This window comes from Novipirellula herctigrandis, assembly GCA_007859835.1.
Lineage (GTDB): Bacteria > Planctomycetota > Planctomycetia > Pirellulales > Pirellulaceae > Novipirellula_A > Novipirellula_A herctigrandis.
Genome location: SJPJ01000001.1, coordinates 6698065 through 6723100 on the forward strand (window position 1 = coordinate 6698065; position 25036 = coordinate 6723100).

A 25036-nucleotide genomic window follows, 5' to 3' on the forward strand; every position below is an offset into this window, starting at 1 on the left:
GGGCTGCATCTATCATTCCCTTAACCGGGGCAATGCGAGACGCGAACTCTTTCACAAGCCAGAAGACTACCAAGCGTTTTTGCGAACTCTGTATCAAGGAATCCAGAAATACCCGGTAGACTTGCTGGCTTTCTGCCTCATGCCAAATCATTGGCATCTTGTCTTGCGGCCAAAAAAGGACGGTGGCATGGGCAAATTACTTGGCTGGGTCACCGCGACCCACACGCTTCGCTATCACGCCCACAATCACACCAGCGGAACAGGTCATTTGTATCAAGGACCGTTTAAGAGCTTTCCTTGCCAGGACGACGAACATTTCCTGGTTGTTTGTCGCTATGTTGAACGCAATGCATTGAGCGGGAAATTGGTCGCAGTGGCAGAGGACTGGGAGTATTGCTCCCTTCATCGATGGCATCACAAAAGAGATCGCAACCCTCCTCTGCTCACGTCATGGCCGATTGCCCGTCCCCGAGGTTGGACGAAACGGGTCAACGAAGCACTGACCCAACGAGAACTGCAATCGGTTCGAGAGTCCGTTGTTCGCAATCGTCCTTTCGGCAGCGAAGCATGGACCGAGGAAACCTGCGAACGAACCGGGCTGTGGGCAACAACCCGTCCGCGAGGCCGCCCGAGAAAGAAGCCACAAATCGAATCAACACAGGAATCGCAAAAATGACCCCCTTCCCCTTTTCTTTCCCTTCCCCTTTTCTTTCCTATGGCAGAGCAATCGAAGTTGGCCACATCCATCGTTTTCGTTTCCCACGACACTCTTGCAATCTCTCCGCTGCATCAATGGATGATGCCGCATTGGCGTCCTGCGCGGGCGAGAACATCCAGCGCGAAGTCGAGATCCGACTGCTGATGAGTTGAGGTGATACAGGTCCGTAAGCGAGGGGAGTCCATTGGAACGGCCGGGTAACAGACGGGGACGACCAGCAATCCTTCGCTCCGGCAAAGTTGTGTAAACGCCATCGTGACGTCGTTCGTTCGAGTCATGATGGGTACGATCGGTGTTTCGCTGGCGCCAGTATCGAATCCTAGGCGTTTCAGCCCAGCGTGATAATACTCAACGTTCTTCCAAATTTGTTCCACACGGGACGGCTCACGCCGCAGCACCTCGAGCGCCGCGATCGCGACATTTGCATAGACAGACGGCAAAGCACCGCTGAAGATGTAGCCACGGGCATGGTGCCGTAAATAGGTGATGATCTGGCTGTTGGCTGCGACGAAACCACCACTACCAGCCAGCGACTTGGAAAGGGTACCCATTTTGATGTCGATGTCGTCGGCAGCGAGCCCGAAATGCTCCTGAATCCCGGCGCCGGTTTTTCCCAGCACCCCCATGCTGTGGGCTTCATCCACCATCAAAAGTGCTTTGTTCTTTTTGCAGATCTCAATCACACTTGGCAAGTCGACGATGTCTCCTTCCATGCTGAAGATGGCGTCCACAACCACCAACGTGCGGCGGCCTCCGCTCTCGAGCAACAGACTCACCAACTCATCCATGTCATTGTGCTTGAACTCTTTGAATTCAGCGCCAGACATGCGGCACCCATCGACAATACTTGCGTGATTTAGGTTGTCGCCGACGATGTAGTCACCGGGGCCTACTAACGCTGAGATGGTAGCGAGGTTGGCGACATAACCGCTACTGAAGACAATTGCGTCGTCGGCACGCATCCAGTGGGCAAGTCGGAATTCGAGATCACAATGATTCGACGTGGTGCCGGTCAACAGACGTGAACCGTGATGCCCCGTTCCGAAATCGAGGATTGCGGCTTCGGCGGCACGATCGAGTTCGTCGTGGCCAAGCAATCCAAGATACTCATAGGAAGCCAGCATTAGCATGCGTTTTCCTTCGCACTGCACCCATACGCCATCATGGGCGCTGATTTCCGGCTCGAATGGGTAAACGCCCTGCTCCTTCGCGGTGTTGACTTTGCGGTTCAACCGCGTGAAATAGCTAATCGGATCCTCCGCGATCCGATCACCCTCACTTGGATCCGTGGAGCTATCTAGTTCAGAGGCCGACACACTGGCTAAGTCATCGCTGGCCGAGTTGTCGCTGGCCAAGTCATCGCTGGCCACTGAGCCCGATGCTAAGAACTTTGGCAAGGAATCGAGGTGTGCAGCAAGATCACGAATGGAATCGAGTTCGTAGAGGAGTTCGGGGTTGATCCGTTTTCCGAATGCATCCTCAATCTCAGCGGTGATCGATATGGCACCGAGTGAATCGATCGCTAGATCTAAGAAGGGCATGTCGTAATCGATCGTCTGAAGGTCCATCGACATTTCACGCCGAAACCATTCGCGTACGATTTTTTCAATGATTTCAAGCGATGTGGGTTTGGTCATCACGCTCTCTTTTCTTGTTTGCCTCAAAGCCGTGCCCTCAAAGATAAGTACTCAATTTCGTCCCAGCGAAGGCCGAATTCTCCGCAGATAAGGTCCGTTACGATAACAACTTACGGTCCTTTTGCCAGGGATAAATCGATCAAAGGTCAGTAATTGAGAGCGATTCCTAGCGGTAGTATCCGCTAGGAAAACGAGGCGATTTCTGCAAAAAAAATCGATTTGAGAAGGCACATCGGTTATCGCGGCTTTCATTCCGACCAGCTAAAATCTCTGCCATACACAGCTCGGATGCGAGTCGGGTTAAGGTTTACATGCTCCGAAGAGCGATGATCTTTGGTGTTTTTCGGGAGCTCGTTCGATATTGTGCTGAGCCGTCAAACGACTCGAAGAATCGAGGAACACCTCACACCCTATCGTTTCATGTTTTAAGAGAATTTACCATGCGTGCGCTCGTGACAGGGGCCAGCGGTTTCATCGGGCCGCATCTCGTTAGGCAACTCAAACGCCAGGGCATTCACGTCCGTTGTCTTGTCAGAACGACTTCGGATTTGAGTGCGCTGAAGCAACTCAACCCAGAAATTATTTACGGCGACCTCATGGACCCAGCGTCGCTAACGCCAGCAACCTTAGGGTGTGATGTCGTTTACCATGTTGCTGGGCTGACGAAAAGCGTTCCTGCGGAAGTCATGTGGCGAGTCAATGAGATTGGGGTCCGCAATATCGCCCAAGCGTGTGCGAACCAAGAAACTCCCCCTGTGTTGGTTGTACTGTCTTCCGTTGCGGCGATGGGGCCTGCACCGCGGGAAAGGCCACTAACCGAATCCGATCCTGCGAAGCCCGTTTCCAAATACGGCATGAGCAAGCGGAAAGGTGAGATTGCCGCGTTTGAATTCGCAGAGCGTGTGCCGATAAGCATTGTGCGAGCGCCGATCGTCTTCGGTGAAGGCGATCTCGATGGACTGACGCTGTTCAAGAGCATTTCGAGTTGCCGATTGCATATGTTGCCAACGATGCGCAACTATCGGTTTTCGTTTATTCATGCAATGGATTTGAGCAACGCGATGATGCTGGTTGCCCAGAAAGGGAATCGCATTTCGCAGTTGCAGTCGGACAAGGGATTCTTCCTTGCCGCTGCAGAAGAGAATCCAACCTTTGGCGAATACGGCCATATGATCGGTAGGGCAATGGGTATCAAACGGGTGGTCCCCTGGCCGAACCTTCCAACGACGATATGGTTGGTAGGTGCTTGCAGCGAGTTGTACGCCCGCGTTAGCGGCCGAGCGCAAATTATGTGTTGGGACAAAACACGTGAAGCACTTGCCGGATCTTGGGCTTGCTCGGCACAGCGTCTTCATGCGGAGGTTGGGTTTCGTACGGAGTTGCCCTTGGCTGAAAGATTGAACCAAACCGTCCGTTGGTATGTTGACCAAGGCCACTTGCCAAAACGTGCAATCGTGAACCGACCGGCTGATTCAACCGCAAGTTCTGAAGCTTGATCAACGAGTATCGAAAACAACGCATTCGTGGCCCCTGGGATTTAGCCGTCAACGGTTACTGCGAAGAAAAAGGGGAAGCGAAGAAAAAGGGGAAGGGGGAAATACTGCTCGGCACAAGACTTGCCGGTGGCGGCACCCGATTTCATTCTGTTATTACCAAACATTTGGCGAACTTTGGTACGCTGATTGCGCATGGGCGTAGACGACTTTTCTTTCTGCTAAGTTATCGTTCACGCTTCGTTCGACCGTGCCCAATAAACCATCAAAACAAAAAACGCTACCCAACCGACATGGGGCCGATTGCCAGACAGGATCAGGATCAGGATCAGGATCAGGATGACGTCGCAGTCGTTCCATTGGATGTCGACAACGAAGCTGACACCGATTCTCAAGCACCGAGAGTCCAGAGCAAAGACGTTCAAGGACTGAAGTACTTCGAAAGGCTGCTTCCACTGCGGGAGCGTCTGCATGGCGAAAAAGGCGGCCGAGACAAAGCGGGCAATCGCGAACTTTTCTTTGACAAGTCTTGCATGCTCCTGTTGCTCTACATGTTTAACCCAATGGTCACCAGCCTGCGTGCGATTGCCCAAGCAAGTGAGCTTGAAAAGGTCTGGAAAAAGCTAGGCTGTCGCAGAATTTCGCTCGGTTCGCTCAGCGAAGCTTCAAGAGTGTTTGATGCGGAACCTCTCAAAGAAATCATCCGGGAACTTGGGGAGCAAGTGTCACCGATCAGCAAAGCTGCCCGACTATCGCAAATCAATCAAACGCTCACTCGCGTCGACGGTTCGATCGTTTCTGCGCTTCCGAGCCTCATGAAAGCCTCGCTGCTAAAGCGGACCGAAGGCAGCGGATTGGTGCAGTAGCGACTGCACACGCATTTTGAAGTTGATCGTTATGTGCCCACTCACATGGACGTGACTCCCAGTGGAGGCGGCCAGGACGACGAGCGAGCGGTTGCCGAAAAAAACATCGAGAAAGATCGTTTGTATGTCATGGATCGCGGCCATGCCAAGTTCGCGTTGTTCAATTCAATCGTGAAAAAGCAAAGCAGTTGTGTTAGCCGACTTCGTGATAAAAGGGTTAAGGAAGTGGCCCAAGATCACGCGTTGTCCGAGACCGCCATCGCGGCAGATGTGCTGAGCAATTAAGTCGTTCTGCTTGGCAAGATAAGCAAGAACTCGGACAAGCCTGATCACGCGATTCGGCTGATTCGAATTCGCTGCACGCCGCATAAAAACCGAACCGGTGGAAAAGCCAAAGGCTCCACCGCTCCGAGCAGTGATGGAGTCTTACGGATTGCCACGAACCTACTGGACGTGCCCGCCGAGATCATTGCTCTGTTCTATTCCCAGCGGTGGCAATTGAAATTTTCTTCAGGTTCCTCAAGCAATTCTTGGGTTGTTCGCACCTGATCCGCCACAGCCAAAACGGAATTGAAATTCAGGTTTACTGCGCGATTATCGCCTGCTTGTTAATCAATCTCTGGACAGGCAGAAGACTGACGAAGCGAACCTTTGAGAGGATCAGCTACGATTTCATGGGACTCGCTAGCGAAGGGGAACTGGTCGCGCATCTTGACAAACTCAAGCAGCATGACGAAGCGAAATCAAAAAATCAGTAGAAAGCGTCAGGGAGCAATGCACAAATGCTCGACCTGTCGTGAATGCTGCGCGGTCATTGACTTCGTGTCCAGACGAACCGCGTTCCAATCAGAATGAATACGCAAATCGATCGATTTGTCGCCAAAACAAGATGCCATCTGATGGTGTGCCGAACAGTGTTGCCCTCTTCCCCTCATGTCCCTGTTGCGAAAGTCCATGCGACGGGGGGAACACGCCCCAGGCTCACATCGCCGAAACCCCATTGGCCGGTGCGGACACTGGCCAGCCGAGAGCCCATTGGAGTCGGAATTGGCCTTGGTTGTGCTCAATGACGGCTCGCAAATAGGCACGTTGGGCAGACTCCAAGGCTTGAACGGCCTGCAAGACCTCGATCGGCAAACCTTCTCCGTCGTGGATACGTTCGGAATTGGCCTGATACGATTTCTCGGCGGTCTGTATCGCTTGTTGAGTGATCTCCATTTGCTGGCGACGGAATTCGACTCGGCTGTAGGCTTCCGATATCTCCAATGCCACCTGATCCATCACACGCAGCTTTTCAAACTTAGCTTGTTGGACTTGGGCGAAGGATTCGCGACGGGCAGCCCGCTCGCCAAAGCCGAGGTTGCGAACTTCCCATGACATTAACGCATCGAAATCGTAGCGTCCATCAACATTGTCAAGATTGTTGCCAAGGCCGCCGCCAAACCCACCTGTGCTGTAACCGAGTAGGACGCTCGGCACAAACGGGGAGTATTTTTCTCGCTTGAACGCTTCGCATGCAGCAGCGACAAGTGCTTGCGATTCCTTCAGTTCGGGTCGCATCGCGAGCCCCGTGCCTATCAATGACGATTTGTCGGACTGCGCGGTGATCAGTTCAATCGGAACTGCTGCTACATCCATAGGCAAAATTTGGCTACTGGCGTCGATGCTGATCGCTTGGGCCAACCGTGCCGACGCCAACGCGATACGTTCACTGGCAGCGATCATACGATTGTCAATCAACGTCAGTTCGGTTCGCATTCGATCGGCGTCCGCTTGCAATCCTTCACCGGCTTGTGCAAAGTCGCTGGTGATTTTTGACAGGTCCGCCGTGCGACTGCGTGACTCTTCGATGATGCGAGCGTCTTGATGAGCATCGAGCAATTCGTTGTAGGCGAGAGCGGCATGCAGCATCTGTGTGTTCAGCACTGCTTTGGCAGCGTGTCCGCGTGCCCAAGCTGTCTTTTTTGCGATTTTTGGCTGAAAGAGCGTATCGGCAAGATGGAATTGCGCGACCAGCCCTGGACGCGGCGTCGTGCCAGCACCGGTCGCTCCGGTACCGAGACCGTACTGGAATGAATTTCGATTGACATCGACGATGGTACCATCACTTGCCTGATAATTCCCGTCGTGACGATGGAAGCTAAAGCCGGTCTGGATCGAAGGCAGCCACAAGACTTCGGCCCGCTCAAGTTGTGCATAGGCTTCCCGTACTCGCCACTGGGCAAATCCGACGGCTGGGTGGTCGCCACCGACCATCGCCAGTGCCGATGGCAAGTTCAGGTCGATCGTATTGGACGCAAAATCGGTTGAATCAACGGTCGTGTAGGGATCATCGATGACGACAGCGCCGTCTTCATCAGACAGCGGTACCGGCAATATTTGCTCGATCGGGGAGTTAAAAGAACCTTCGTTTTGGAACGCAGCCAGCGAATGCGACGCCGTCACGACGTGAGCCGGCTCGGACTGCGGCTTGACACGCTGTAACTGGTACTCGTGGCCGTCAATCATGAGCGTGCCGCTCGGCGCCGGACCGACAGGGGGCACCGTTTGAACCGCATCATTGTGACCGACGGGCTGGACAGAGTTGTCGGCTGTGGAGCGGGGCAAAGCTCCCGTTGACTGAGATTTTGACGACTCGTGATCTTCGACAATATCCAATACGGCGCTCGACTCGACCGGCAGCACTGGCAATACTGGTGGTGCCGATTCCAGGGCCAAATGTGAGTTGCTCGCGCATCCAACGAGGCCCAACAGCCCCAATGCGAGTACTAAACGGGGCATCCTGCCCTCCTTTTTCGCTGACGTGTCCATACGATTACGTGCGTTGCTCAGAACGCACCGGTTCCACGGAATAGGCTTCGGCAAACGAAGGAGGTGATGGTGATGGATGAAACGCTAAAGTTGGCAACTACTGGTCTAAGCTTATCGAAATCGCCTGTTGTGCGAACTAAACTAAGTCCCCTGCGTGGTGAAGCTGTTTCGCCCGTAACGATTGTTCGGGCTGTGCAGGCGACCGCCACCTGCTATGAGGAACTGCAAGGTCAAGAGAATCAATGAAACGATACTACGACACAAGAATTCAACCATACGCGATTTGCACGCTTGGAGCATGTTTGATGCTCACCGTCGGTTGCACGTCCGATCAGCCCGTTGTAATGAAGTCTGAGGCGGTCCGCACCGTGCCCGTCAAGACCGTTGCTGTGACAACGACAAAAGTCCAGCGAACGACGCTGCAACCGGCGACCGTCCATGCGTTCTATCGAGCCGAAATTCGAGCGAAAGCATCGGGGTTCGTAAAAACACTAAACGCTGACATCGGCGATTACGTCGAAGCTGGGGCGGAACTGGCAACGATTGAGGTGCCGGAATTGTTCAAGCAACGCGAGATTATTGAAAAGCGAATCCTTCGTTTGGTGGCAGAGGAACGACGATCTTTGGCGGGAATAAATTTAGCCGACGCGCGCGTCCGCTCTTCGCAGGCGCTGTTGTCGGAAGCCAAATCGCAGATGGCCGGTGTCGAGGCATCGTTGGCCGCATCGCAAGCCGAATTCGATCGTACCCAAGACCTCGTCCAACGCGGTTCGCTGCAGAGCCGCATGCTCGATGAAAAACGCATGAAGCGAGATTCGGAATCGGCCCGTAAAGAAGCGATGGCATCCTCAATCAAATCGGCGGAAGCAGAAGTCGTGGTCTCGGAAGCTCAAGTCGAATCGGCGCGGGCTGACTTTGATGCGGCAAAGGCGGAAACCGAAATCACCCGGACCCAGTTGGAAGAATTAGAGGTGCTGGTCGCCTACGCAACCATCAAAGCTCCGTTTGCAGGAATCATCACCGCACGATCCATCGAACCCGGCAACTTGGTTCGCCAGTCCAGCGAAGTTGGCAACGGTCGGCCGTTGTTTGTCATCAGCCAAGTCGACAAGGTCCGTGTTCGCATCCCCGTTCCCGAGACAGACGCTCCACTAGTCAATCCAGGCGATGAAGTGACGTTGACATTTCCATCGTTTGCGTCGGAGCCTCCGATCGTGGGTACTGTCAGCCGTCGCAGCGGCAGCCTCGACCCGAGCACGCGGACAATGATGGTCGAAGCGGATTTGGACAACAGCGATGGTAAGTTGCTTCCCGGGATGTTCGGCCAAGCGTCGATCAATCTTTCCACCAAGATAGCTGCCAACATGTTGCCCGCCCAAGCGATTCGCTTTGACGAAGTCGGCAAGGGCTACGTATACATTGTCGGCGACGATGCAACCATTGTGCGTGCGGACGTCACGACCGGCATCGACGATGGAAATTCAATCGAAGTGCTTTCCGGTGTTTTGCCAGGACAACGTGTCGTCGGCTCGCACCTAAAGCGTTTTGTCGACGGCCAAAAGGTGAAGCCTCTTTAGGAGTGCAGGTTTATCCCCGCTCCTATACTCCCTGCTCCTTGCTCCCAACCCTCTACTCCCAATTGCTAATTCCGCCATGGGCCTCATCAACTTCTCTCTCCGTAATCGCTTCGCCGTCTTGGCAGTTGCGATCGCGTTATGCGTCCTTGGTGCGGCGGTGATTCCTGGAATCACCATCGATATTCTGCCGGACTTTAAGAAACCGGTCGTTGTCAGCTTCTTTTCGTATCCGGGGCTGCCGACGATGGATATGGAAAAGTCAGTTACCGCGCGCGTCGAGCGAGCCTTGACCCTGGCCGGAAAGATTGAGCATCAAGAATCTCGCACCGTCCCTGGAGCGGCTGTGATCAAGGTCTTTTTCCAACCGGGTGCCGATGCCAGTTCCGCCATGAACGACATCGTGAACTTGGAAGCAAGCGACATGTTCCACTTGCCGCCAGGGATCGAATGGCCGTTCACGTTACGAAGTGAACCATCGAATTTGCCTGTCGTGCTCGCCGCGATTTCAGGCGAGGGACTAAGTGAATCGGAACTCTACACGATCGGCTATTACGCGGTACGAAACGAGATGGGCGGACTCAAGGGCGTGCAGATCCCTCACCCGTTCGGCGGGAAGTTTCGCCAAATGATGGTCTACGTCGATCCGGCCAAGCTACGGGCATATCACGTCAGCGCGACCGACGTTGTCGAAGCGATGCAGAAGGCGAACTTGGTACTTGCTGCCGGTACGGCCTCGATGGGTGGCACCGATTATCAAATTCACCCCCGCAATACACTGCCTAATGTTGACGAGATCGGTGCGATTCCAATCGCGGTTCGTGACGACCGGCCAATATTCATCCGCGACGTGGCTCGCGTCGTCGACGATGCCGCGATTCAATACAACATCGTTCGCGTGAACGGCAAGCGTAGCGTCTATTGTCCACTGTTGCGTGAACCTGGTGAAAACACCATTGCTGTCGTCGACCGAATTGGCGAAGCGCTCGCCGAGAAAATCCCAAAGATGAAATCGCGAGGCAGCATTCCCGAAGCGACCGAGGTCACCCTCGTGTCCGATCAATCGGGTTACATTCGTAATGCGATGTCGAATCTGTTTACACAGGTTGGGCTGGGGGCGCTGCTGGTCGGCATCGTCGTGATTATTTTTCTAAGACGACTACTGCCGACGATTGTGATCGTTTCGACAATTGTGTTGGCAATCTTGATCGGAGCACTTGGGTTTGCCTTCTCGGGTCAAACCATCAATGTGATGACGCTGGGCGGGATCGCGTTGGCGATCGGAACCGTTGTTGATGCTGGAATCGTGGTAGTCGAGAACGTAATTCGTCATGGACGGATGGGCAAAACGCCCCTGGATGCCGCCCGTGATGGCACTCAGGAAGTTGCGGGTGCAATTTTAGCAGGGACAATCACCACGCTGGCTGTGTTCTTACCAGCAATCTTTCTGACTGGCATGATTAAGTATCTGTTCACGCCGCTGTCGTTGGCGGCAACATTAACCATTGGTGCCTCGTACATTCTGGCGCTGACCGTCGTGCCAGCGTTTTGTGCCACGTTCGTTCGCGAAAAAATCCGTGAAGGCCAACGCGATACCGAATCGTTCGACGACGCAAAGCCTCGTGGACTATACGGTCGATTGCTTGCCACAGCCATGAAGGTTCCCGCACTGACCGCGTTGGTTATCGTCGTGGGCGTGGGCGCGTCGTTCGTCCTTTATCCTCGGATCGGGACCGAACTTTTCCCTGAAGTCGACGCGGGGACTTTTGAACTGCGCCTCAAAACATTACCGGGGACATCGCTTCTGGAAACCGAAAAGTTGGTCGCCAGGATTGAAGATACAATCAAGGAAGTCATTCCTGAAAACCAGATCGATACATTGATTTCCAATATTGGACTGCCCGTTGGAAAGGGAGCCGGTTTCTCGACCGTATTGAGTTCAAACTCGGGTCCCGATACGGCGTATGTCATTGTCAATTTGAAGCAGGACGATCGAACCGTAAGCACCCAGTCGTATGTCGAGACGCTTCGAGAGAAACTTGCGGATGAGTACCCACTCGAAGCGTTCCTGTTCGTTTCCGGTGGGATCGTTAATATGGCGCTCAACGAAGGTGTGCCGACACCGATCAGCGTGCAAGTCTCCGCCGGGTCGTTGACGCAGTGCCGCGCTACGGCGGAACGAATCGTCGAAGCGGTTAATCCCATTGCCGGGACGCGCGACGTGCAAATTGCACAATCGCTTGACTATCCGCAATTCGACGTGCAAGTCGATCGAACGCGAGCAAAGTATCTTGGAGTGGATCAAGAGCAAGTCGCTCAAACCGTGCTCACCGCCTTGGGTTCAAGTGTCGGTTACGCACCCACGATTTGGATCGACCCAAAATCAGGCACTGACTTTTTTATGGGGGTCCAGTACGAATCGAATCAATTCAAATCACTCGACGAGGTCCGCAATATCCCGTTGTCTTTGGATACTGCTGATGGTCCGATCACCATTCCACTTTCCAATATTGCAACCGTTAGCCGCGTCAACATTCCTGGCGAAATTGCTCGTTACAACATCGCACGCGTCAACGACGTGCATGTCAATGTTTCAGGGCGAGACCTAGGGAGCGTCGCCGCCGACATCGATACGGTACTTGCTGGGATGGAATTCGAAAACGGCGTAACCGTCACTTTGCGTGGCCCGGTTGAAAAGATGCGATCTGGCATGAGCTTGTTAGGCATCGGCTTAGCCGTGGCAACACTGTTGGTCTACCTAGTGCTGATGGCTCAGTTTCGCTCGTTTGTCGATCCATTGATCATCATGCTCGCCGTACCGCTTGGGATTGGTGGAGTGTTGGTTGTTTTGTATCTGACAGACACCTACATCAACATTCAATCTTTGATGGGAACGTTGATGATGATTGGTGTCGTCGTCAACAACTCGATTCTTTTGGTCGAATTTGCCAACCAGCGTCGTGCCGATGGCCTCTCACCGCATGACGCCGCGTTGTCAGCCGCGCAAGTGCGTTTGCGACCGATTCTGATGACTTCGCTCACACTTGTCGCGTCGATGTTACCACTTTCGTTTCAACTTACCCCCGGCAACGAAGCCATGATCCCGCTGGCCCGTGCCTTGCTGGGCGGAATGATTGCCTCAACGGTGCTAACGCTCGTCCTGGTTCCATGTATCTACTCACTTGTGCATCGGAAGTCACAAGTGGCTGTCTAGCCATATTGTTAACATGCTGCAGGCTGCTAGCCTGCCCTTTGGCGAAACAAAAACACTCGCAGAGATGGTGACCAAAAGTTTTACGGAGCTCTACCACTGATCCACGGCGCTGTGTTTCTCCGAAAGGTAGTTGCGCCGGTGGGGATTGGACCGTCAGTTTCCGAATTAGCATCGACTTCTACACAACCGTCATTTGCAACTCTGATCGCATCGAATGGCTACAGATTCCCAATTACAAGACGTTCGTAAACTCGCAATTCTTGGATAAGTTTTGGGTGCCCCCGTTTTGTGACCTTCCCTCCTTTTGTGTACTCGCGGCAAGTTTTGGGTGTCCCTTTTCGTGTTTTGTGCCTTTCTCTTTTTTGGGGCTGTAATTCCAGGCTGGCGGTTACTAAACCAACACAAGATTGACTTTGGCAAGGTAACCGCTGCGGTCATCTGCCACACCCAAGTTGCGGTTCGCGAACTGCCGTTTCGGTGTGTCCCCTAATGTGGGAATTGTGGGACGGTGGGGTGAAAAGGGGCTGCTTGCCCTGGAACCCGCACGATTTGGACTTTGTTTAGATTCTGTTCCGTTTTCTGCGTTCGAATGACCTAGTTAAATCTAGGGGCATTCACTGTCACGTTCGCAACGTTAGATCACGACACGAACATGACACCAACGATTAACTATTACCAGAGAAAAGCTCTATGCGTTTCGAGCAAAAAAATGCGGCGCTGACCGCGGGGTGCTGCCTACTCCTTTCGGGTTTCTGCCTACTCCCCCCATCGCTTGTTCAGGGAGGCACTCGAATTAGCTGGTTCGCCAGTCTTGCAATATTGAGTGGATTGGCGGGCCTCGTGACATTCTACCTAACAAGGCGAGCACTGCGTCCGTTTAGGGAAATCAATTCCCGTATGCAGCAGATGGTGGAAGGCGAACTCGACCTAACGCATCGCTTCGTCTCGACGGGCAGCAATCAATCATCGGAGCTTGCGAAGACGTTAGATCAATGGATGGCCCGCTTGCAGCAGATTATTGCCGCGATGGGGCATAACGCGACCGCGGTTTTCGGAGCCACGATGGAATTGACATCGACCACCTCTGGCGTGTCATGTGAAACCAACGTCTTGCTGGCGGAAGCATCCTCGGTTTCCGCTTCGACCGAGCAACTGTCGAGCACCATGCAAGGTATGAGTGCATCGAGTACACAGATGTCGGCAAACATGCTGACCATTTCGTCTGCAATCGAGGAGATGTCGGTCTCCATCGAGGAAATCACGCGAAATGCAAGCGTCGGATCCGATTCGGCGAAAAGCACTCAGGCATTGGCGGAAGCCAGTAATGAGAACATTCAATCCCTAAAGTCTGCAGCTGATCAGATTGGGAAAGTGATTGATGTGATCCAAGAAATCGCGGAACAAACCAATCTATTGGCCCTCAACGCGACCATTGAGGCAGCTCGGGCGGGAGACGCCGGGAAAGGTTTTTCGGTCGTCGCCAGCGAAGTCAAAGCACTTGCCCGGCAAACGGCCGATGCAACCCTCGACATCCGAAACCGCGTCGAGTCGATTCAGTTGCATACACAGGACACTGTTGAATCGATTCAAGCGATCAATACGGGGATCCAGGAGGTTGGAAAGGCGTCACAGTGTATTGCCTCCGCGGTGGAACAGCAGAGCACGGCGACAAACGAGATTGCAAGTAACACAGCACAGACCGCTGCTGCATCGGAATCGATCTCCAGTAGCATTGGAGAATCCGCTGCGGTTTGCCAGGCGATCACAGAGAGCATCTCGAAGATGAATTGCTCGATCGAGCACGCTGGCCACGGCATTTCTGTTTCACAATCGGAGAGCCGCCAACTGACCGACATCGCTGAACAAGTTCAAGGCATCTTGAACGAGTTTCGCATCGACCGTTTGCCATTCCATGCTACCCCCATTAAGACAGCTCATACGAAATGGAGAGTCAAGCTTGCCGACATGATTGCGGGAAAACTAGAGATTCGAACGAGTGAGGCCGCGAACGCTGCTGGATGTGCCTTTGGGAAATGGCTGCAGTCGGAAGGAAAAGAGCGGTTCGGGCAGCTTGATCTATTCGCAGCGATCGAGAGTAAACACGCCGAGGTTCACGGGTTTGCAGCAAAGATTGTCGAATCCTTCCATCGTGGCGACAAAGAGCAAGCAAGCGAAGCTCTGAGCCAGTTTCATACGATTACCGATCCGCTTTTCAAATTGCTGGATCAATTGGAGCAGAAGGCATCGGAGACAACCGAATTGATGAAATCAAAATAGGTGTCTGGCATACGGCGAGCATCCATTGGTTGGGCGCCACACGCAGGCAATAGGCGTCCGTCGAAAAACACCGCTGGGCAGGTGGAGCGGTTTTGGCAGCCCGAAAAATTCGGTTCGCTATTCTCGAATTCCTGGGCAACGCAATTTTCTCGTCAAAGGGGAATTGCCGTTTGGGCCAGCTGCTTGACGAGTAAGCTGAACGAGCTCCTCAGGAGGGGATGTCCTCAAAGAGGCAGGCGGTTCACCGAAACGAGGGTACTTCGCGAGCTGCCTTCACGCGACGCGAAACGGCGATACTTCGACACGTTTGTCTTCTAACGTCCTGCTGACTAGTGGGACAGGGAAAACCAAGGTGGTCGACGCAACCATTCTGTTGAGCTTCAACATGCTCAAGGAAAGCAATACTCCCACCGAATCTGTCGGGGAAAACGGCAACTTGATGGAGCATGTTTTCCGCATCATCCCTTGCGTTGGGAGTTCCAACGTCTGAGTTTAGAACTGCCGCAGGAACCGAAGGTCGCCGCTGTAGAGGTCCCGAATGTCGGTGATGCCGTGTCGTCGCATGCAGAGCCGTTCCACACCAAGACCGAAGGCGAATCCGCTGACTTTTTCGGGGTCGTAACCAACCGCTTCAAAGACCGCTGGGTCGACCATTCCCGCGCCACCGAATTCGATCCAATTGCCGTTCCACAAAAAGTCGACTTCGACGCTCGGTTCTGTGAACGGAAAGAACGATGGGCGGAAGCGGATTTGAACATCTCCGCCGAGGTAATTTGTCGCGAAGACTCGCAAAACGGTTTTTAAGTTTGCCATCGTCACGTGTTCGTCGACGTACAGCCCTTCCATTTGATGGAACATCGGGAAGTGGGTCGCGTCAGGGTCATCTGGGCGGTACACGCGACCGAGCGAGATAACTCGGATCGGCGGCTTGCGGTTTTCCATTACACGGATTTGCACCGTGCTCGTTTGGCTCCGCAGCAGCTGTTCGCCTTCGACCGAGCGATCGGAATTGGCCGACGCGGTCGCCAGATAAAAATTGTCTAGCGGATCGCGAGCCGGGTGATCTTCGGGGATGTTCAATGCCACGAAGTTGTGCCATGGGTCTTCGACTTCCGGTCCTTCGGCTGCCTCGAAACCCATGCGACCCATGATTTCCATCAAATGGTTGACGGTTTGGGTGATCGGATGAATGTGGCCGAGATTGGGGCGAATGCCGGGAAGAGACGGGTCAAAGGTAGGGTCGACACCCGCTTCGCCGCCACCACCGAGCCGATCTTGAGACGCCTCGAAGACGCTTTGGATTTTCGACTTAAATTCATTCAGCCGCATACCAGCCGCTTTTCGATCCGACGGATCGATGCTGCCCATTTGCTTTTGAACGTCTTTGAGCGCACCCTTTTTCGCACCGAGGTATCGGACTCGCACTTCTTCGAGCGAATCAGCATCGTCAGCAGCATCGAATGCAACGAGCGATTCACGCTCGAGCTGATCGAGGGTTGTTAGAAAGGACTCAAGCGACATGATTTGCAGGTTTCGTTGCGTGTTACGCAGCCAAAACTTCCTTCACCTTTTCGCAAATCTGCTTGAAGCCTTCCTTGTCATGGATCGCCATTTCCGAAAGGGTTTTGCGATCCAATTCAATTCCCGCTTTGTTCAAGCCAAAGATAAATTCGCTGTAGCGGATGCCGTGTTCGCGAGTAGCCGCGTTGATACGGGTAATCCAAAGACGACGGAAGTCACGCTTGCGGACGCGTCGGTCACGAAATGCGTACACGCCACTGCGAAGCAGGGTTTCTTTAACGGTACGGGTCAGCTTACTGCGACCGCCGCGAAAACCTTTGGCTCGTTTAAAAAGACGCTTTTTGGATTGCCGACGAGCGGCACCTTTGGTGGTACGCATTGGAGATGCTTCCGATGTTTCTTAAAAAGGGTTTGGATCGACTAGCTGGAAGGATCCATCGGTTCAGGCCCCAGTGGTCGAAGCCACTGATGTTTCTGCCCAGCCGAATGGGAATGTCTTTCAGATATGGTAAAAATTGCCGCCATTCATATGTTTGAAAGGCTACGAATTGCTTAGTTGCTATGGCCGTTTAGGGCAGCATGGATATTTTTCTCATCGCACGCGGCCACTGCGGTGGTACCGCGAAGGTTGCGACGGCGTTTCTTGCTTAGCCCTTTCGCCAAGTGGCTTGTCCCCGCCGAACGATGCATCGCCTTGCCTTTCGCTGACAAGCGAAATCGCTTTTTCGTTCCCTTGTGGGTTTTGATTTTCGTACCCATGAAAAATATCCGCTAGCGTGTTGGTTCGTTGTGTTTGGAAAAAATGCTTCGTTTTTGTCTATCGGCCGCCACAGAACTCTTTCGCTGGAATTCTTTTTGCGGAACGAGAATCGCGAAGGATAGCGAATCGTCTCGATTTGCGAAAGTCCTTACGTCGTTTTACCGTGAAAAACGCTGCAAAAGGACTTGGTTCATTTGGTCGGTGGCGTCCGAAACGGCGTCTTGCCAGCGACTTTCGCCATATTTTTCCGCAAATGGCTCACGTTGATAGGCGAAAATCAGATTCCGTGAATTATTCACGATCGCACCGCTGCCCTTGGGGTCAAAGCCGGCAAGGACGTCGTCGGCACTGCCACCTTGAGCCCCAAACCCTGGAATCAATATCCAACTGTGTGGCATTGCTGCTCGCATTTGTGCCAATTGTTCGGGATAAGTCGCGCCAACGACCGCTCCAACCGGCCCATATCCGCTCGCTCCAATGCGGTCCTGATTCAGCTCGCTTACCAGATCAGCAACTCGCTCATAGACCGTTTGTTCATCTGTCACACGGTCCTGCAATAGACCACCACCTGGGTTGGACGTTTTGACAAGCACGAAAACCCCTGCTGCTCGCTGGTCGCAAACATCCACAAATGGTTCCAGGCTGTCGCGACCCAAATAGGGACTTACCGTCAACGAATCACTCCCCCAAGGACTGGCGTCTTCCACGCCGAGATAGGCTTGGGCGTAGGCGGTCGCCGTGCTGCCAATGTCGTTTCGCTTGGCATCGGTGATGACCATCAGTCCACTTTGGTGGGCATAGCGAATGACCTCACCTAATGAGATCATACCGGCAGGACCGAGTTGTTCAAAAAAAGCTGCTTGAGGTTTCACGATCGGCACGCGATCTTTGACCACGTCGATGATTTCTCGGCAAAATTGAGAGTAGGCGGCTGCTTTCGCATCGGGGGCACCGCTGTCGGCCATTTGCCGAATCGAGGCTGGCAACTGTTCCAAGCGAGGATCTAGTCCGACACACGTGACTGAGTTTGTGCGGCTAACGGCCGTAGCGAGACGATCAGCAAACGATGAAGATTCAGAATGGGGCATGAAATTGGGTCAGCATAGAGATGGTCATGATTACTCGGTTCCTCCACGTTCTCTTTTCTTAACGCCCAAGCGTCAAGGAGACTATGCGATCGACATATTTGTTATCATGGCGCAGTCAACCCCTTCCTCTCTAATGTCCTCCCCCGAAAAAGAGCCCCTCATGTTGAGCCGAAACTTATCTCGAATCCTGACGCTGGTCTTGGTCGCATTTTGTGCTTCCTTCGCGAACGCGGACGAACAAACCAATGCTCCGGCAAAAGCCGCATCTTCCAAGGGGACCGCTGTGTTACGTCATGCTGTTTTCTTCTCGTTCAAAGAGAATGCTGCTGCCGAAGATATTCAGAAAGTGGTCGACGCATTCAAAGCGTTGCCCTCCAAAATTGATTCGATTATCGATTTTGCCTGCGGGGCGAACAACAGTCCCGAAGGTCTCAACGATGGATTTACTCATTGCTTTTTGTTGACCTTTAAAGATGAGGAAGGCCGAGCGAAGTATTTGCCGCATCCGGCGCACAAAGCGTTCGGCAAGACTCTTGGGCCGGTAATGAAAGATGTTTTTGTCGTTGACTATTGGGGGCAACAATCAGGTGACCACAACGACGGGAAAGAATTGAAACACGCGGTGTTCTTCAAATTCAAGGATGATGCATCGGCGGAAGGAATCGCAGCCGTCGAGCAGGCATTCGCTGCGTTACCTGCGAAGATCGATACGATTACGGACTTTGAATGGGGAACCAACAACAGTCCGGAAACGCATGACGACGGATTCACGCATTGCTTTATGGTTACGTTTGCTGACGATGCGGGACGCCAGAAATACTTGCCGCACCCTGATCACAGTGCATTCGTTAAGGTTCTCGGGCCAGTGCTCGATAAAGTTCGCGTCCTCGATTTTGACACGAAGTAAGAAGTAAGATGGGCAAATTCGTAAGATCAGTTTGTTAGGCTTGGAAATGGATTCTCGCTTGCTTTGTCTGGCTAGCTTCGGGCTCTTCGTGACCGTGTTGAATTGTGATGGCGCGGCGGCTCAAGAACGTCGTGCGCCCGCGCCGACGTTCAATCAGCGTGATACGCAAGGGATCTTCTTTGATTCGCTCGACGACGCGTTTCGTGGTGAGCGGCCGAGTCTATCGAAAATTCAAAAAGCCGGAGCGGATAAAGCGGTCGCTGCGACCAACGGTTCCACCGAATCGACGAGTGAAAAAGCGGATGCTGCCGGGGGATGGGCAAAACTAATTGCACCGGAATCGCTTGAAGATGAGATCAAACGGGTCAAATTGCATTTCGATTCGGTGATTACGACTCCGGGAGCGTTCAACGGAGGCGGTTTCCAGGACGCACGGTTGGACTTGTCCATCCTGGCGACCCTATTTGCGGTCGTCAATGAACACCCAGGGGATGTGCGGTGGAAAGACCAAGCGGCGGCAGCTCGTGATTTGATCGCTCGAACGGCATTCAATTGCAAAGCAGGTTCGTCGCAAGTCTTTAACGAAGCCAAAATGCGAAAAGCGGATTTGCAAGACTTGGCGTCCGGCAGCGGGTTGGCCAATCGAGACGCTGAACCGGAGACCGATTGGTCCATGGTCGTCGATCGGTCGCCTCTGATGCAATATGCCGAACAGCTGGCCGGAAAGCTAAAAGCCGCCAGCCGTGATGCCAAAACAGCGGAAGAAAACAATGAACAGATTCAGCGTGATGCACAGCTGCTGGCGATGATCGGCCAGGTCCTGACTCGCGAGGGACTCGATGAGGCCGATGACGAAGACTACGCGGCGCTGAGTCTAAGTATGACCAAAGCCGCATCCGCAGTGGCTGCCGCGATCGAACGAGGCAGCTATGACATTGGCTCCGAAATCGGCGCGGTGACGCAAAGTTGTGACGCCTGTCACGAGCAGTACCGCTAAGGCCAGTCGCAGACCCCATTTTTTCGATATCGATGGTCTGCCGATTGGTTGTCTCTGGATGATGGATCTCATGGAGCCACTGGCGGGCTAACTCAGCTCACTTCTTACGGTAGGAAAATACTTTTAGGTGTGGCAATTATTGTCACTCGCCATTTTTTGCTGCCAACGTGGTGGGCAGAATGCGTCCCCTTTCGCTATGATCTGGGGAATGTTCTCCCTCCCCAAACCACTCTCCTTCAAGAACGTCATGAAACGCAAATTCGGTATCCCGTCGTTTTCTTCAGTCACGTCAAACTTGATTACCTCCACGGTGCTATTGCTTGTAGCGTGTATGCCATCTTTGAGTCATGGCGAAACGCCCGATTGGGAAAACGAACAAGTCATCAGCATCAATAAGCTCGCTCCTATTGCGACATCGTTGCCTTTTCCAAATCGCGAAAGCGCCATGGATGGTGCTGCGGAAGCAACTCCGTTTTTTCAAAGCCTCAATGGACCATGGAAATTCAACTGGGCGAAACAACCAAACGAGCGTCCAGCTGATTTTTACCGCGATGACTTTGATGTCAGTGGTTGGGATGACTTAGAAGTCCCTAGCAATTGGCAAATGCATGGGTACGGTGTTCCGGTTTACACCAACATGACTTATCCCTTCAAAGTCGATCCACCAAGAGTGATGGGGGAGCCACCGGCACATTTTACAAATTCGTCGCAGCGGAATCCGGTTGGATCCTATCGACGTGACTTTACCATCAAAAAAGCGTGGGACGGACGCCAAGTTTATATCCAATTTGACGGTGTCGATTCAGCGTTCTATTTGTGGATCAACGGCGAAAAGGTCGGCTACAGCCAAGGAAGTCGCACGCCAGCAATCTTTGACGTGACGCAGTTTATTAGACAGGGAGCGAACACGGTCGCGGCGGAAGTCTACCGTTACAGCGATGGCAGTTACCTGGAAGACCAAGACTTCTGGCGACTCAGCGGTATTTTTCGTGATGTCTCGCTGTGGTCTACCGACAAACTTCATATCCGCGACTATTTCGTCCATACCAATTTTGATGATGACTACAAAGACGCTGCATTGGATGTGGATGTCGAAGTTGCAAACGCAAACGATTCCGAGCAGGAGTTTTCGATTGAAGCCGAATTGATCGACGACTTGGCGACGGTGGTTTCGACGCTCACCGAAACGCAAAAGGTCGCTGCGAACGCGTCAGCGAATCTTGTGTTAACCCAAAAAGTCTCAGCGCCAAAACAATGGTCTGCTGAAAAACCGAATTTGTATCGTTTGCTTCTGACGCTAAAAGACAGCGATGGCACAATCATCGAAACGACGACCTCGCGGGTGGGATTTCGCGAAGTCGAGATCAAGGACGCTATGCTGCATGTCAACGGCAAACCGGTCTACTTGAAAGGTGTGAATCGGCACGAACATCATCCCGATACGGGACACACCATTTCGATCGATTCGATGATCGAAGACATCAAACTGATGAAGCAATTCAATGTCAATGCGGTCCGAACTTGCCACTATCCCGATACGCCTTTGTGGTATGCGTTGTGTGATCAATATGGGTTGTATGTGATTGATGAAACAAACATTGAATCGCACGGTATGGGGTATGGCGACGCATCGTTGGCCAAAGATCCGAATTGGGGGAAAGCCCATTTGGATCGGCTTCAACGCATGGTGGAACGGGATAAAAATCATCCATCCGTCATCATCTGGTCGCTCGGTAACGAAGCGGGCAACGGCGTGAATTTTTTCAAGAACTATGAATGGGCAAAAGCACGCGATCCATCACGTCCGGTTCAGTATGAGCAAGCTGGATTCAACGGTGCAAACACGGACATCCGCTGCCCGATGTATGCCACGATCGATAGGATCGTTGACTATGCTGAAGGCAACCCCGATCGTCCTTTGATTCTCTGCGAATATGCTCATGCGATGGGTAACAGTGTTGGCAATTTTCAAGATTACTGGGATGCCATGGAGTCGCATGATGTGTTGCAAGGTGGGTTCATTTGGGACTGGGTCGACCAAGGAATTCGCAAAGAGGTGCCACCGGTAGTGACGGTTGCCGATCAACAAGATTCGAATCAAATTGCACGTGTTTTTGGCAATGTTGATCCCGAATTGGGCGTCACGGGGGCCGTTGTTCTGCCACCCAACGATCGCTTGCAGTTGACCGAAAATTTGACGCTCGAAGTGGTCATACACGGTAATCGAGCGACCGGTTATTGCCCTCTAATTTCCAAAGGCGATCATCAGTACTTGCTTCGCCTCGACAATGGCGGAATCAATTTCACGCTCTTTAGCGACGAGTGGAAAGGCGTTAACGTCGGCTATGACGAAGCTGGATTGGTTGACGGTGAAAACCGCATCACAGCCACCTTTGACGGTGCTCTGATGCGAGTGTTTGTGAATGGGAAGCCGCTTAAACAGGAATCGCTTGCTAAGCCAATTTCACCAAGTATTTATCCGTTGAACATCGGTCGGAATTCCGAAGTGACAAACCGAACTTCGTCCGTTCCAATCCAAGATGCCCGCGTCTACAGCCGGGCTCTTTCGGAATCCGAAGTGGCCGATCCCGCGACGCGAACAGACGATGGCTTGGTATTGCATATGGATCTTCGCAAAGTTTCTAGCAGTGATGCGACTAGCCAAGAGCCTGAAAATTTCTTCGCATATGGTGGCGACTTTGGCGATCAACCCAACGACGGGAATTTCTGTATGAACGGATTGATCCAACCCGACCGCAAACCGAATCCGCACCTTTGGGAAGTGAAGAAGGTTCACCAAAATATTAAGGTAAGCATGGTCGATTCGACCGCAGGCCGACTTCAGATTCAAAACAAGTTTCTGTTTACGAACTTGAGTGATTTCACTCCGGTTTTGACGCTGACCTGCGATGGGAAATTTGCACAGCGTGTGACGCTGAAAAGTTTGGACATTCCACCGCTAAGCGAAAAGACGGTGATCATCCCCACGATGATAAACGACACGATGAAGGGCGAATGTTTGTTGACGGTTTCGTTTGAACTTCCTGACGAAACCACGTGGGCTCCCAAAGGTCATCGAATCGCGTGGGACCAATTCGAAATCCGCGCTGCGCAGGCACCCGAACTCAAGCCGGTCGCGGATGAAACCATCACAAGTTCCAGTGATGATGATGGGAATTTCGTTGTCACGACCGCTGATGTACAAGTGACATTTGACGCGAAAACGGGGCTATTGGCGTCAATGCAAGTCGATGGAAAAGAGGTGCTATCGAGTCCTTTGGCACCGAATTTCTGGAAAACGCCTAACGATAACCAGTTCCGAAATGGCTATGTGAATCGACTCGGAGCGTGGCGTGTTGCTGGGGCAAAAATGGTGGTGAATGAGTTCGCGACCAATCCCCAAAAGGATCGTGTTGAAGTTTCGGTTAAAGGTGAGTTGCCGGTAGGCAAATCGCCATACAGTTTGACCTACACCGTGCTAGCGGGCGGCGAAGTCCACGTGCAGGCCAACTACGAGCCAGGTGGACGGAAGTTGCCTCAGATGCCTCGCTTTGGAATGCAATTCGCTGTGGCAAAGGAAATGGGCAAAGTCACTTGGTACGGTCGAGGGCCTCATGAGACCTATTGCGACCGAAAGACCGGTGGCGAAATTGGGATTTATGAATCGACACCCGAGCAAATGTTCTTTCCCTATTGTCGGACGCAAGATTCCGGAAATCGATGTGATGTGCGGTTTTTAACCGTTGTCGACGATGCGGGCTATGGTGTGACGATCAATGGGGATCAACCGCTCAGCATGAGTGTTTTGCCTTATTCCCTTACCGATGTCGAATCGGCATCGCACCCTTACGATTTGACTCGTCAAGATTCCAATACGGTCTACGTGGATTGGAAATTGCATGGCGTTGGTGGCGACAATAGTTGGGGCGCAAGAACGCATTCCCAATACACGCTGCCGGGTAACGAAACCTATCGCCTTGGCTTTACCTTGAAACCAATCAAGCCCTAAGCAAGCGGTATAACGCTCGATAGCGGTCGATCATGGTGGGAATCGAAAAATCGTTGCGGACTCGCGTTTGATTTTGCATGCCAATTTCATCGCTGAGTTCGCGATTCGATAGGAAATGCTCAGCGGCGGCTGACATAGCCTCGCCGTCGCCTGAGGGAAATAGTTGTAGCTCTGGCGAATGAGCCAGCAACTCATGGGTTCCTTCGACATTGCTGCTAACCACAGGTCGGCCCGCTGCCATCGCCTCCATGATAACGTTAGGCATTCCCTCGTATCGACTTGGCAACAGGAATACACGCGAAGCTGTCATGAACGGAGCGACATCGGCTTGATACGGCAATCGCTTAACTCTGCGATCGGCAAATCCGTTGCACCAAGCGTCGATCGATTTGGAAAGTGGGCCATCGCCGACTAGGAGTACTCGTCGATTTGAACCCGCGGGAGCGAGTCGATCCATTTGTGCTTGGATCAACTCAAGGCCCTTTTGCGAGTGCATTCGGCCGACGAATAGGCTAACGACGCAGTCGCTTGGCCAATCGAGGGACGACCAATTCAAAGGAGTGGCTGTCGAAAATCGAACAGTGTCGACACCGTTCGGAATAACGGATGTATTGGAAGGACTCGCGTCGAGCCTTTTTTGGGCAAAGGCTTTGACATCCTCGCTAACACAAACGACATGTTGCATTTGCTTGATCGCAAGACGCTCCAATTGGCATCGAATTGGTTTCGCTTCTGCAACGCGGATGCCTCCGACTCGGACCGCTTCACAGGCCTCTTTCGCAGCGAATGTGCCGATGACATTGGCATGATAGAGAAAAGTTTGCACGATATCGGGAGCAAACGATTTGAGTAAATGACGTAGTCTTTGGCGTGCTTTGAAAGCTTGCCATACAGAAATGGCATCACAAAACTCAACGGTGATGCCATGTTGAGTCAAACGATCAACTAACACCGAGCGATCGGGGCTGGGACGAGCATCGATTGAATAGACACGGACGTCATCGCCGTTTTCGGCTAATCCAATCGCGACTTCGGTTAGGCACCGTTCGGCACCACCCGGATTCAGTTCAGTAATAACAAAAGCGATTCGCATGCGTGGTATCGCGGCCTAGCTGAGATTCAAGAGCTTCCAATCGGACTCTAAATAGTCGCAGAAGAATAAGA

Annotated in this window: 15 protein-coding genes and 1 pseudogene; 9 read left to right on the forward strand and 7 right to left on the reverse strand. The window is 52.8% G+C overall.

Annotation, left to right across the window (positions count from 1 at the left end):
- Positions 1-676 (forward strand): transposase (locus tag CA13_RS24600; protein WP_146403870.1); only part of this gene is annotated, 676 nt, incomplete at its 5' end.
- A 113-nt stretch (positions 677-789) separates the two neighbouring features.
- Here CA13_RS24600 and CA13_RS24605 read toward each other — a convergent pair.
- Positions 790-2355 carry an aminotransferase class I/II-fold pyridoxal phosphate-dependent enzyme gene (locus CA13_RS24605; protein ID WP_146401205.1) on the reverse strand — a complete coding sequence of 522 codons (1566 nt, stop codon included), beginning with the start codon at positions 2353-2355 and terminating at the stop codon, positions 790-792.
- A gap of 440 nt (positions 2356-2795) precedes the next feature.
- Between CA13_RS24605 and CA13_RS24610 the strand changes: the two genes are divergently transcribed.
- Both CA13_RS24610 and CA13_RS35610 read left to right on the forward strand, forming a co-directional pair.
- On the forward strand, positions 2796-3851 hold the full coding sequence (locus tag CA13_RS24610; RefSeq protein WP_419194770.1) for an NAD-dependent epimerase/dehydratase family protein: 1056 nt from the start codon (positions 2796-2798) through the stop codon (positions 3849-3851).
- A 356-nt stretch (positions 3852-4207) separates the two neighbouring features.
- Positions 4208-5472, forward strand: a pseudogene (locus CA13_RS35610) (IS4 family transposase).
- 223 nt (positions 5473-5695) lie between these two features.
- Here CA13_RS35610 and CA13_RS24625 read toward each other — a convergent pair.
- Positions 5696-7495 (reverse strand): TolC family protein, encoded by a 1800-nt coding sequence (locus CA13_RS24625; protein ID WP_146401212.1) that lies wholly within the window; start codon positions 7493-7495, stop codon positions 5696-5698.
- A 272-nt stretch (positions 7496-7767) separates the two neighbouring features.
- On the opposite strand from CA13_RS24625, the gene CA13_RS24630 reads away from it, so the two are divergent.
- From CA13_RS24630 to CA13_RS24640, 3 genes are all read left to right on the forward strand, one after another.
- Complete coding sequence (locus CA13_RS24630; protein ID WP_146401214.1) at positions 7768-9102, forward strand: efflux RND transporter periplasmic adaptor subunit; 1335 nt, start codon at positions 7768-7770, stop codon at positions 9100-9102.
- A gap of 76 nt (positions 9103-9178) precedes the next feature.
- Entirely contained in the window at positions 9179-12313 is a 3135-nt protein-coding gene (locus tag CA13_RS24635) for an efflux RND transporter permease subunit (RefSeq protein ID WP_146401216.1), read from the forward strand.
- A 690-nt stretch (positions 12314-13003) separates the two neighbouring features.
- The gene (locus CA13_RS24640) at positions 13004-14590 is read left to right on the forward strand and encodes a methyl-accepting chemotaxis protein (RefSeq protein ID WP_146401218.1); all 1587 of its coding nucleotides are present in this window, start codon (positions 13004-13006) and stop codon (positions 14588-14590) included.
- A 492-nt stretch (positions 14591-15082) separates the two neighbouring features.
- Here the strand turns inward: CA13_RS24640 and pheS are convergent, their stop codons facing one another.
- From pheS to pyrF, 4 genes are all read right to left on the reverse strand, one after another.
- Positions 15083-16111, reverse strand: a complete 1029-nt coding sequence (gene pheS / locus CA13_RS24645; RefSeq protein WP_146401220.1) for a phenylalanine--tRNA ligase subunit alpha — start codon at positions 16109-16111, stop codon at positions 15083-15085.
- A 22-nt stretch (positions 16112-16133) separates the two neighbouring features.
- A complete protein-coding gene (rplT, locus tag CA13_RS24650) occupies positions 16134-16490 on the reverse strand; it encodes a 50S ribosomal protein L20 (RefSeq protein WP_146401222.1) in 357 nt (118 codons plus the stop codon).
- 173 nt (positions 16491-16663) lie between these two features.
- Positions 16664-16870 carry a 50S ribosomal protein L35 gene (gene rpmI, locus CA13_RS24655; RefSeq protein WP_146401223.1) on the reverse strand — a complete coding sequence of 69 codons (207 nt, stop codon included), beginning with the start codon at positions 16868-16870 and terminating at the stop codon, positions 16664-16666.
- A gap of 159 nt (positions 16871-17029) precedes the next feature.
- Positions 17030-17959 (reverse strand): orotidine-5'-phosphate decarboxylase, encoded by a 930-nt coding sequence (pyrF, locus tag CA13_RS24660; protein WP_146401225.1) that lies wholly within the window; start codon positions 17957-17959, stop codon positions 17030-17032.
- A 160-nt stretch (positions 17960-18119) separates the two neighbouring features.
- On the opposite strand from pyrF, the gene CA13_RS36165 reads away from it, so the two are divergent.
- From CA13_RS36165 to CA13_RS24675, 3 genes are all read left to right on the forward strand, one after another.
- On the forward strand, positions 18120-18866 hold the full coding sequence (locus CA13_RS36165) for a Dabb family protein (protein ID WP_473087485.1): 747 nt from the start codon (positions 18120-18122) through the stop codon (positions 18864-18866).
- Between the two features lie 46 nt (positions 18867-18912).
- A complete protein-coding gene (locus CA13_RS24670; RefSeq protein WP_146401227.1) occupies positions 18913-19863 on the forward strand; it encodes a cytochrome c in 951 nt (316 codons plus the stop codon).
- A gap of 247 nt (positions 19864-20110) precedes the next feature.
- Positions 20111-23872: a glycoside hydrolase family 2 TIM barrel-domain containing protein gene (locus CA13_RS24675; protein WP_146401228.1), complete on the forward strand. Its 3762-nt coding sequence runs from the start codon at positions 20111-20113 to the stop codon at positions 23870-23872.
- Here CA13_RS24675 and CA13_RS24680 read toward each other — a convergent pair.
- Positions 23862-24965, reverse strand: a complete 1104-nt coding sequence (locus CA13_RS24680; protein ID WP_146401230.1) for a glycosyltransferase — start codon at positions 24963-24965, stop codon at positions 23862-23864. The two genes, CA13_RS24675 and CA13_RS24680, sit on opposite strands and share 11 nt — an antisense overlap.
- Positions 24966-25036 lie beyond the last annotated feature (71 nt).